At 72.5% G+C, this 9,883-nt stretch carries 10 protein-coding genes; 5 read left to right on the forward strand and 5 right to left on the reverse strand.

Going from position 1 to position 9,883, the window contains the following annotated elements; genetic code table 11:
- Positions 1–204: 204 nt before the first annotated feature.
- Both PV721_RS36800 and PV721_RS36805 read right to left on the reverse strand, forming a co-directional pair.
- The gene (locus tag PV721_RS36800; protein WP_319732188.1) at positions 205–1,005 is read right to left on the reverse strand and encodes a hypothetical protein; all 801 of its coding nucleotides are present in this window, start codon (positions 1,003–1,005) and stop codon (positions 205–207) included.
- Between the two features lie 5 nt (positions 1,006–1,010).
- Positions 1,011–1,607 (reverse strand): papain-like cysteine protease family protein, encoded by a 597-nt coding sequence (locus tag PV721_RS36805; RefSeq protein ID WP_319732175.1) that lies wholly within the window; start codon positions 1,605–1,607, stop codon positions 1,011–1,013.
- Positions 1,608–1,836: 229 nt separating this feature from the next.
- Between PV721_RS36805 and PV721_RS36810 the strand changes: the two genes are divergently transcribed.
- Entirely contained in the window at positions 1,837–2,769 is a 933-nt protein-coding gene (locus tag PV721_RS36810; RefSeq protein WP_319732176.1) for a hypothetical protein, read from the forward strand.
- 11 nt (positions 2,770–2,780) lie between these two features.
- On the opposite strand, the gene PV721_RS36815 is transcribed toward PV721_RS36810, so the two are convergent.
- Positions 2,781–3,212: a Rieske (2Fe-2S) protein gene (locus PV721_RS36815; RefSeq protein WP_319732189.1), complete on the reverse strand. Its 432-nt coding sequence runs from the start codon at positions 3,210–3,212 to the stop codon at positions 2,781–2,783.
- A 128-nt stretch (positions 3,213–3,340) separates the two neighbouring features.
- Between PV721_RS36815 and PV721_RS36820 the strand changes: the two genes are divergently transcribed.
- Positions 3,341–4,222 (forward strand): carbohydrate kinase, encoded by an 882-nt coding sequence (locus tag PV721_RS36820; RefSeq protein WP_319732191.1) that lies wholly within the window; start codon positions 3,341–3,343, stop codon positions 4,220–4,222.
- Here the strand turns inward: PV721_RS36820 and PV721_RS36825 are convergent.
- Positions 4,212–4,610 (reverse strand): hypothetical protein, encoded by a 399-nt coding sequence (locus PV721_RS36825; protein WP_319732178.1) that lies wholly within the window; start codon positions 4,608–4,610, stop codon positions 4,212–4,214. The two genes, PV721_RS36820 and PV721_RS36825, sit on opposite strands and share 11 nt — an antisense overlap.
- A 54-nt stretch (positions 4,611–4,664) precedes the next feature.
- Between PV721_RS36825 and PV721_RS36830 the strand changes: the two genes are divergently transcribed.
- On the forward strand, positions 4,665–4,937 hold the full coding sequence (locus PV721_RS36830; RefSeq protein ID WP_319732180.1) for an NAD(P)H-binding protein: 273 nt from the start codon (positions 4,665–4,667) through the stop codon (positions 4,935–4,937).
- Between the two features lie 291 nt (positions 4,938–5,228).
- Here PV721_RS36830 and uvrA read toward each other — a convergent pair whose 3' ends face one another.
- A complete protein-coding gene (gene uvrA, locus PV721_RS36835) occupies positions 5,229–8,201 on the reverse strand; it encodes an excinuclease ABC subunit UvrA (RefSeq protein WP_319732182.1) in 2,973 nt (990 codons plus the stop codon).
- Between the two features lie 186 nt (positions 8,202–8,387).
- Between uvrA and PV721_RS36840 the strand changes: the two genes are divergently transcribed.
- Both PV721_RS36840 and PV721_RS36845 read left to right on the forward strand, forming a co-directional pair.
- The gene (locus PV721_RS36840) at positions 8,388–9,083 is read left to right on the forward strand and encodes a maleylpyruvate isomerase family mycothiol-dependent enzyme (protein ID WP_319732184.1); all 696 of its coding nucleotides are present in this window, start codon (positions 8,388–8,390) and stop codon (positions 9,081–9,083) included.
- A 9-nt stretch (positions 9,084–9,092) separates the two neighbouring features.
- The gene (locus PV721_RS36845) at positions 9,093–9,749 is read left to right on the forward strand and encodes an MBL fold metallo-hydrolase (RefSeq protein WP_319732186.1); all 657 of its coding nucleotides are present in this window, start codon (positions 9,093–9,095) and stop codon (positions 9,747–9,749) included.
- Positions 9,750–9,883: the final 134 nt, after the last annotated feature.

Genomic DNA, 9,883 nt, shown 5'->3' on the forward strand with positions numbered 1-9,883 from the left:
GGGCCGCCCTCTCCAGCCCCAGCCGTCATTCGCGGCACGGGCCCAGGGACAGCGCCCCGCTCTTCCAGCCCCGCCGCACCATCCAGCCCCGCCGGCGATTGAGGCGCCGGGTCCGGGGCGGAGCCCGGGACGCGGCGGGGCAGGCGGAGACGGACCGTGGGCCCGGCCCCCTGACAGGAGCCCGGCCCACGGGGGGGGTGGCGGCTACGCCACGACTGTGCGGCGGCGGCGCAGGACCAGCACCCCGGCCCCGCCCAGCGCGAGCGCCCCGGCGCCGGCGGCCACCACCGCGACCGGAGCCCCGGCGGCCCCGGCCGAGGCGTCGGCGTCGGCGTCGGCCTCGGCGTAGCCCCCCGCCTTGCCCCGCGAGGCATACGCGGAGCCCGTCAGCTTGTCCCCGTACGCGGCAGCGACCCGCACCCGGTACCCGTCCAGGCTGGCGCCCGCGGCGCCCACCGCCCGTACCGCGTCCTCGTCCAGCGGCAGCACCCGACCGCCCCCGGCCACGTACCACGCGTCGATCTGCGGCTCCCGGAACACCGTCCCGCCGGGCAGTTTCTCCGTGCCCAGCTGCGCGTAGCGGAATTCGTCGTCGCCGGTGGCGATGTTCACCACCTGCCAGCCCGCCTCGGTCCGCGCCGTCCACAGCGCGGCCTGCTGTCCGTCGGAGGAGACCGCCTTGCTGGCGAGGAATTCGAGGCGGGCGACGGACGCCCCCGCCCGGCCCGCGACGAAGTCCGGGGAGAGGTGGTTGACCGGTATCGCCCCGCCCTCGACGCGGGGCTGCGCGGCGGTCGGGGAGACCTTGCCCTCCCGGGCGAAGAAGCGGGACAGCGTGGCGAGGGTGTCGGGAGCGGTCGCCGCCCGCGCGGCGGCGGCCTTGTGCTCGGCGGTGGCGGTCTGCGGCTGCGGCACGGGGACCGGGGAGGCCGCGAGGGCCTGCGGGGCGAGCCCGAGGAGGGCGGTGGCGGCGAGGACCGCGGCGGCGGTGGCGCGCAGGGTCATGGCGGTCACGCCCCGATCCGGTAGAGCGAGTGGGTCCAGGAGAAGGTGCTGTTGTTCACGTACCAGGCGTGCGAGGCCCAGTTGTAGCGGTCGCTGGACGGCCAGGGGTCGCCCCAGTAGACCCAGTTGCCGGCGGTGTCGTAGCCGTAGAGGACGTGCATGTGGCCGCCGCCGTTCGACCACTGGATCCGGGTCTCGATCGGCCGGTCGGCGTTGATCTCGGTCTGGACGGTGGAGTACTGGAGCCAGCCGTTGACGTACGAGCCGGGGTTGATGCCGGCCCAGCGCAGTCCGGTCTGGACGTTGCCGAGGGTGGCCTGATTGTTGGGGCACTCGGAGCCCTGCTGCCGGTTGAAGGCGGCGTTGCAGAACTGGTTCTGGGTGTGGTTCCGGCCGAACCAGGTGGCGATGGTGTTGCCGCCCGCGGCCCAGCACCAGTTGGTCTTCTGCTGCGCCTGCATGGTGATGTTCAGGCGCTTGTAGGCCAGGGCGGAATCGGTGCCGGCCTCGGCTGCCGTGGCGGTGGCGGTGCCGACGGGCAGGGTGAACAGCACGGCGGTGAGGAGGGCGGCCAGGGAAAGCCGCCGGTTTCGGTTGCGCATCGCGTTCCTCCCGATGGGGGGAGTGGGGGGTGGAGGAGCGCGTCCGGACGCTGTGGAGGAGCATCGGGCAGTTGTCGCGATCAGGTCAACACGCTTCAATACGCGGTGACGTTGCAGTGTGAACGGTGGGGCTGCGGTGTGAACGGTTGCTGTCGTTTCACCTGGTCTCCCGGAGCCTCCGGCGCGATCCTCCGCGCCGACGCGTGTGAACGTTCACAGAGGAGTCGCGATGGCGCCGACCGGGGACACGGCTGAACTCGGCCGGTTGCTGCACGGCGGCCCCTTCCACCTCGCCCTGCGCGCCGCCCTCGCCGCACGCGGGCTGCCCCTGCACCGGATACAGCACCGGCTGGCCGCCCGGGGCATCAAGGTCGGTGTCACCAGCCTCAGTTACTGGCAGCAGGGCGCCCGCCGGCCACGGCACCCGGAGTCGCTGCGGGCCGTCACCGCCCTGGAGCAGATCCTGGAGCTGCCCGACGGCGCCCTCGTCCGGCTGCTCGCCGCACCGCAACCCGCCCCGGGGCCGGCCCGCCCGGCCACCCGCTCGTACCGGGCCCTGTTCAGCATGGGCGGCACGGTGGAGCGGCTGCTGGACGGGATGGAGCTGCCGCCGGACGGCGGACTGCACTCGCTCGGCCACCACGAGCGGGTCCGCATCGGCCCGGCGGGCGAACTGCGGGTCCGCGAGTCGCAGCAGATCGTCCGGGCGCACCGCGACGGGGTCGACCGCTACCTCGCCGTCCACCACGGCGACCCGGGCTGCGACGTGTCCCGGATCCGCGTGACGGCGTACGAGAACTGCCGCACCGGCCGGGTGCGCTGCCATCCGGAGGCCGGGGTGGTGGTCGCGGAGCTGCTCTTCGACGCGCGGCTGCGGCGCGGGGACACCTACGTCTTCGGATACGGCATCGAGGACGGCACGGGCGCCCGCAGCTGCGAGTACGTGCGCGGGTTCAGCTACGCGGGCGGCCAGTACATGCTCCAGGTGCGCTTCGACGAGGCGGCCCTGCCGGTGCGCTGCCGGCGCTTCGCCCGCACCGGACCGCAGGCCCCGCGCACGGGCCTCGTGGACCTGACGCCCGGCGGCCGGCACCGGGCGGTGCACCTGGTGGAGCAGACGGTGCGGCGCGGGATCCTCGGGATCACCTGGGACTGGGAGTGACCGGCGCGGGGTCAGCCCGCGATGAGCCTGCCGTTCTCGGCACGGACCGGGACGGCGGGCAGCGGGGCGGACGCCGGGCCGCGCAGGACCTTGCCGGTGGCCACGTCGAAGCGGCTGCCGTGGCAGGGGCAGTTGCCCTGGCCCTCGACGATCTTGTCCAGGACGCACCCGGCGTGCGTGCACTGGGCGCTGAACGCCGTGTACTGGCCTTCCGCCGGGCAGCTGACGATCAGCTTCCGCTCCCGGTACAGCTTGGCCCCGCCCACCGGGACGTCGGCCGCGGCGCCGAGCTCCACCGGTGCGGTGGGCGTGGCGGGGGTGTTGCCCCCGCTGTTGGTCTCGGTGGAGCAGGCCGCGAGCGTCACTCCGGCCCCGGCGGCCCCGGCGAGCGCGGCGGCGCCCTTGAGGACGGTACGGCGGGCGGCTGACTGCGGCGCGGGCATGCGGTTCTCCTGGGGTGCGGGCACGGTGGGGACGGTACGGACGAGGCGCGGGGCCGGGCACGGGCGGAGCCCGGCCGGGGCACCGGCCCACCCGACGATACCGCCGCCGTATGGGGTACCTTCCCGGCGTGATCGTCGTCGGCGGAGAAGCCCTCATCGACCTGGTGCCCGCGGCGCGGCCGCCGGGCGCGCTGCTGCCCCGGCCGGGCGGGGGGCCGTACAACACCGCGCTCGCCCTCGGGCGGCTCGGCGCCGAGGTGGCCTTCTGCTCGCGGGTCTCGGCGGACGGCTTCGGCGAGAGCCTGATGGCCGGGCTGCGCTCGGCCGGGGTGGACGTGTCGCTGGTCCAGCGCGGACCGGAGCCGACCACCCTCGCCGTGCCCTCGCTGGCCCCGGACGGCTCGGCCTCGTACGGCTTCTACGTCGAGGGCACGGCGGACCGGCTGTTCACCCTGCCGCCGGCCCTCCCCGACGGGGCACGGGCCCTCGCGCTCGGCACCTGCTCGCTGGTGCTGGAGCCGGGCGCGAGCGCGTACGAGGCCCTGCTGCGCCGGGAGGCGGGGCGCGGCCTGCTGACCCTGCTGGACCCCAACATCCGGCCGGCACTGATCGCGGACCCGACGGGGTACCGCGCGCGCTTCCGCGAGCGGCTGCTGCCGAGCACGACCGTCCTCAAGCTGTCCGAGGAGGACGCGGCCTGGCTGGGCGGCGGGGTCCGCGACTGGCTGGCGGCGGGGCCCTCGGCGGTGGTGCTGACCCGGGGCGCGGCGGGGCTGACCGTCTGGACGCGGGAGGGCGAGGAGCACTCGGCGGCGGCGCGCCGGGTCGCGGTGGCCGACACCATCGGGGCGGGCGACACCGTCAACGCCGCCCTGCTGCACCGGCTCGCCGGCGCGCCGGGCGGCCCCGTGGACTGGCCGGACGTCCTGGCCTACGCCGCCCACGCGGCGGCCCTGACCTGCACCCGGGCCGGCGCGGAGCCTCCGTACGCGGCGGAGCTCAGCGGATAGCGGCCCACACGGTCCCGGCCACGGCCGGGGCGAACTCCTCGACCGGCTGGACCACTTGGGCGCCGGAGAAGTGCAGGAAGAAGGCCCGCTGGAAGCAGGCGCCGAGCAGCAGGGCGGCGGCCGCCGCCGGGTCGGCGTCGGGTCGTAGCCGCCCGACGGCGAGCTCCCGCCGCAGCCGGCCGGCGAGGGCGTCGAGGACCACGTGGGGGCCGCAGCCGATCTTCTGCACGCCCTCGCGGTGGCGGATGAGCAGGGCGGGTTCGGCGAAGAGCGAGGCGGCCATGGGCATGGCGTCGGCGTAGAAGAGCGAGGCGTGGCGGGCGATGTCGGCGAGCGCCTCCTCGAGCCCCTGCTCCCCCGGATCGGGATCGGCCTGCAGGGCGGACATGAGCGGGCCCGCGTTGGGGTTCGCTCCATCAGCACGCGGACGCTGCTCACCCGGGTGGTGGTCTACCCGTTGCTGCGCAGGCTGCTGCTGGACCTCTACGCGGACCTCGCGGTCATGGAGGCGGAACTGCGCGCGAGCGGAACCGAGTGGACGGTCATCCGCCCGCCGATGCTCCGCGACAAGCCGCACAGCGGCACGTACCGCCGCGCGATCGACGCCAACGTCCGCGGCGGCCGCTCCGTCCCCCGCGCGGACGTGGCCGACGCCCTCCTCACCACCCTCACCAACCCGGCCTACACGTCCCGCACGGTGGGCATCGCCTCATGACGCGCTCCGCGCATCCCGATGGATCCCGCCCACACAGCCCGTGGCTCCGCCCCAACCCCTACGGCGCTCCGCGCCCGCCCCTCAAACGCCGCGGGGCTGGATAGTCCAGCCCCGCCGCACCATCCAGCCTCGCCGGCGTTTGAGGCGCGGGGTCCGGGGCGGAGCCCCGATCTTTCAGCCCCGCAGGCAAGGGAAACGCTGAGGCCCGAGGGCAGCGCCCCCACCGCGGCGCCGCAGACGAAGAGGGGCCCGGCCGCGGCCGAGCCCCTCCCGCCGAGCTCAGCACAGCGACTACGCCTTGCGGGCCCGCGCCGCCGTCTTCTTGGCCGGCGCCGCCTTCTTCGCAGCGGCGGCAGCCGTCTTCTTCGCGGGAGCCTTCTTCGCCGCGACCCGCGCCGGAGGCGCCCCCGCGTCGGAGACCCGGTCCGCCCCCAGGATGTCCCGCAGGAACTTGCCCGTGTGACTGGCCCCCACCGAAGCCACCTGCTCCGGCGTGCCCTCGGCCACGACCAGGCCGCCGCCGTAGCCGCCTTCCGGGCCCATGTCGATGACCCAGTCCGCGGTCTTGATGACGTCCAGGTTGTGCTCGATGACGATCACCGAGTTCCCCTTGTCCACCAGCCCCGACAGCACCTTGATCAGCTTCGAGATGTCCTCGAAGTGGAGACCCGTCGTCGGCTCGTCCAGCACGTACACCGTCCGGCCCGTCGACCGCTTCTGCAGCTCGGACGCCAGCTTCACGCGCTGCGCCTCACCGCCCGACAGCGTCGGCGCCGACTGGCCGAGGCGGACGTAGCCCAGCCCGACCTCGTTGAGCGTCTTCAGGTGGCGCGCGATCGTCGGCACCGCCTCGAAGAAGTCCAGCGCCTCCTCGATCGGCATGTTCAGGACCTCGGCGATGGACTTGCCCTTGTAGTGGACCTCCAGCGTCTCCCGGTTGTACCGGTCTCCGTGGCAGACCTCGCACGGGACGTAGACGTCCGGCAGGAAGTTCATCTCGATCTTGATCGTGCCGTCGCCGGAGCAGTTCTCGCACCGGCCGCCCTTGACGTTGAAGGAGAAGCGGCCCGGCAGGTAGCCGCGCACCTTCGCCTCCATCGTCTCGGCGAAGAGCTTGCGCACGTGGTCGAAGACGCCGGTGTACGTCGCCGGGTTGGACCGCGGCGTCCGGCCGATGGGCGACTGGTCGACGTGGACCACCTTGTCGACGAGGTCGTCCCCCTCCACCCGGGTGTGCCGCCCGGGCACCGAGCGGGCGCCGTTCAGCTCGCGCGCCAGGTGCGTGTAGAGGATGTCGTTGACCAGCGTCGACTTGCCCGACCCGGACACTCCGGTCACGGCCGTGAGCACGCCCAGCGGGAAGGACACGTCGATGTCCCGCAGGTTGTTCTCCTTGGCGCCGTGGACGGTGAGCCTGCGCTCGCCGTTCACGGGGCGGCGCACGTCCGGGATCGCAATGGAGCGCTTGCCCGACAGGTACTGCCCGGTCATCGACTCGGGGTTCTTCAGCAGCTCCTTCAGCGAACCGCTGTGCACCACCTTGCCGCCGTGCTCACCCGCGCCCGGGCCGATGTCCACGACCCAGTCGGCCACCTTGATGGTGTCCTCGTCGTGCTCCACCACGATGAGCGTGTTGCCCATGTCCCGCAGCCGCACCAGCGTCTCGATCAGCCGGTGGTTGTCCCGCTGGTGCAGGCCGATGGAGGGCTCGTCCAGCACGTACAGCACGCCGACCAGGCCGGAGCCGATCTGCGTCGCGAGCCGGATGCGCTGAGCCTCGCCGCCCGACAGGGTGCCGGCGGCCCGGTTGAGCGAGAGGTAGTCGAGGCCGACGTCGACGAGGAAGCGGAGCCGCTCGTTGACCTCCTTCAGGACCCGCTCGGCGATCTTCTTGTCGCGGGCGTCCAGCCGCAGCCGTCCCAGGAAGTCCGCGCACTCGCTGATCGACATGGCGGCGACCTCGGCGATGGACTTCTCCATCACCGTCACCGCGAGCACGATCGGCTTGAGGCGGGTGCCCTCACAGGTCGGGCAGGGCACCTCGCGCATGTAGCCCTCGAAGCGCTCACGGCTGGCGTCGCTCTCCGACTCCGCGTGCCGACGCTTGACGAACGGCACGGCGCCCTCGAAGGCCGTCGTGTACGCCCGCTCCCGCCCGTACCGGTTGCGGTAGCGGACCTCGATCTGCGTCTTGTGCCCGTAGAGCAGGGCCTTCTTCGCACGCGCCGGCAGGCCGGCCCACGCGATGTCGGTCCGGAAGCCGAGCTCCCCGGCGAGCGCGCCGATCAGCCGCTGGAAGTAGTCCTTGGTGTGACCGAGCGACCACGGCGAGACCGCGCCCTCGTCCAGGGACTTGTCCTCGTCCGGAATGATCAGGTCGGGGTCGACCTCCATGCGCGTGCCGATGCCGGTGCACTCGGGGCAGGCTCCGAAGGGCGAGTTGAAGGAGAAGGAGCGCGGCTCCAGCTCCTCGAAGGACAGGTCGTCGTACGGGCAGTAGAGGTGCTCGGAGAACATCCGCTCACGCTCGGGGTCGTCCTCGGCGAGGTCGACGAAGTCGAGGATGACCATGCCGCCGGAGAGGCCGAGGGCGGTCTCCACGGAGTCGGTGAGCCGGCGCTTGGCGCTGTCCTTGACGGTGAGGCGGTCGATGACCACCTCGATGGTGTGCTTCTCCTGCTTCTTCAGCGTGGGCGGCTCGGAGAGCTGGATGGTCTCCCCGTCCACCCGCGCCCGGCTGTAGCCCTTGGTCTGGAGGTCGGAGAAGAGATCGACGAACTCGCCCTTGCGCTCGCGCACCAGCGGCGAGAGCACCTGGAAGCGGCTGCCCTCGGGGAGCGCGAGCACCTTGTCGACGATCGCCTGCGGCGACTGGCGCGAGATGGGGCGGCGGCACTCGGGACAGTGCGGCTTGCCGATGCGGGCGAAGAGCAGACGGAGGTAGTCGTAGACCTCGGTGATGGTGCCCACGGTCGAGCGCGGGTTGCGCGAGGTCGACTTCTGGTCGATCGAGACGGCCGGGGAGAGGCCCTCGATGAAGTCGACGTCGGGCTTGTCCATCTGCCCGAGGAACTGACGTGCGTACGACGAGAGCGACTCGACGTAGCGGCGCTGACCCTCGGCGAAGATCGTGTCGAAGGCCAGGGAGGACTTGCCCGACCCGGAGAGTCCGGTGAAGACGATGAGCGAATCGCGGGGCAGGTCGAGCGAGACATTCTTGAGGTTGTGCTCGCGAGCGCCACGAACGATGAGACGGTCGGTCACGCCGGTCCGCACCTTTCTTGAGAGAGCGGGGGCACCGGGCCCCCGTCCCAGGGTATGGGGGGCGCCTCTGCGGTGGAGATGGAGTCTGGACTTCGAGCGTATAGCACGCACATTCGATTTACGGCACTCCGAAGACCTCTTCACCCGATCGTGTGGCCGAAGTCCGGAGACCACTAGGCTCGTGCCATGACTGATCATGTGCACGACCTGCGATCTGTACGTGAAGCCACGGACCGGCTGCTGACCGCAGTCGCGAAAATGGACAACGCAGCGCTTGCCGAGGAGTCACATCTCCCCGGCTGGACCCGCGGCCACATCCTGGCCCACCTCGCGCGCAACGCGGACGCCCTGGTGAACGTCTTCGAGGGGCGCCCGATGTACGAGAGCGCCTCCGCGCGCGACGCGGACATCGCACGCGACGCCGGCCGGCCCCTGGAAGAACACCTGGCGGACCTCCGTGATTCCGGGGCCCGCTTCCTCGCCACGACGGAACCCGACCAGGACTGGTCCCGCACCGTCGAGCTGCGCAACGGCGTCACCGACCTCGCCGCCAACGTGCCGTTCCGCCGTTGGGTCGAGGTCGACCTGCACCACGTCGACCTGAACATCGGCTACGAGCTCCACCACCTCCCGGAGGAGTTCACCGACCGCGAGATCGCCTTCCTCGCCGACCGCTGGTCCGGGCGTCCCGAGGTGCCTCCGGTGACCCTGAACGCCTCCTACGGCGGCCAGGTCTGGCACACCGGCGGCACGGAGGGCACCCCCGTGGTCCTCGAGGGTCCCAAGGACGAGCTGCTCGGCTGGCTGTCCGGGCGCGGTCTCAAGGGCGCCCACCTCGCCGTCATGGCCGGCGACGGCCTCCCCGAGCTGCCCCCGCTCTAGGATCAAGACATGACGTACACCGGAGAGGTCAAGGTCGGCGGTCCGGCCGACGTGCACGAGCTCGCGGACCTGATGATTTCCAAGGTCGCGGTGGGCTCCATGAACAACAACGCGTACCTGCTGCGCTGCCGGGCCACCGACGAGCAGCTGCTCATCGACGCGGCCGCCGAGGCGGCCACGCTGCTGAACCTGATCGGGGACGACGGCATCGCGTCCGTGGTCACCACCCACCGGCACGGCGACCACTGGGGTGCGCTCGCGGAGATCGTCGCGGCGACCGGCGCGCGGACCTACGCGGGCGCCCAGGACGCCGAGGGCATCCCGGTGCCGACCGACGTGGCCGTGGCCGACGGGGACACGATCCAGGTCGGGCGCGTCAAGCTGACCGCCCGCCACCTGGTCGGACACACCCCCGGCTCGATCGCCCTGATCTACGACGACCCGCACGGCCACGCGCACGTGTTCACCGGCGACTGCCTCTTCCCCGGCGGCGTCGGCAACACCGGGGGCGACCCGAAGGCCTTCGCCAGCCTGATCGACGACGTCCAGGACAAGCTCTTCGAGCAGCTGTCGGACGAGACCTGGGTCTACCCCGGCCACGGCAACGACACCACGCTGGGCGCGGAGCGTCCGCACCTGGCGGAGTGGCGCGAGCGCGGCTGGTAGGCAGCGCAACGCGTCAACTTCGGTACGCGACGCACTCCTTCCGGTCGTTGAAGGCCGAACGCACGTCCCGAGGGGCGGGGAGCGGGTAGTTGGTGCAGCATGCACCAGGACCCGTCCCCGCCCCTCGCGTCCTC

The sequence above is a fragment of the Streptomyces sp. MB09-01 genome (assembly GCF_033794505.1).
Lineage (GTDB): Bacteria > Actinomycetota > Actinomycetes > Streptomycetales > Streptomycetaceae > Streptomyces.

Coding starts and splice junctions, on each gene's coding strand:
- PV721_RS36840 (WP_319732184.1), top strand. CDS start 8,388: ATGACTGATCATGTGCACGACCTGCGATCTGTACGTGAAGCCACGGAC.
- PV721_RS36815 (WP_319732189.1), bottom strand. CDS start 3,212: ATGCCCGCGCCGCAGTCAGCCGCCCGCCGTACCGTCCTCAAGGGCGCC.
- PV721_RS36810 (WP_319732176.1), top strand. CDS start 1,837: ATGGCGCCGACCGGGGACACGGCTGAACTCGGCCGGTTGCTGCACGGC.
- PV721_RS36825 (WP_319732178.1), bottom strand. CDS start 4,610: ATGTCCGCCCTGCAGGCCGATCCCGATCCGGGGGAGCAGGGGCTCGAG.
- PV721_RS36800 (WP_319732188.1), bottom strand. CDS start 1,005: ATGACCCTGCGCGCCACCGCCGCCGCGGTCCTCGCCGCCACCGCCCTC.
- PV721_RS36805 (WP_319732175.1), bottom strand. CDS start 1,607: ATGCGCAACCGAAACCGGCGGCTTTCCCTGGCCGCCCTCCTCACCGCC.
- PV721_RS36845 (WP_319732186.1), top strand. CDS start 9,093: ATGACGTACACCGGAGAGGTCAAGGTCGGCGGTCCGGCCGACGTGCAC.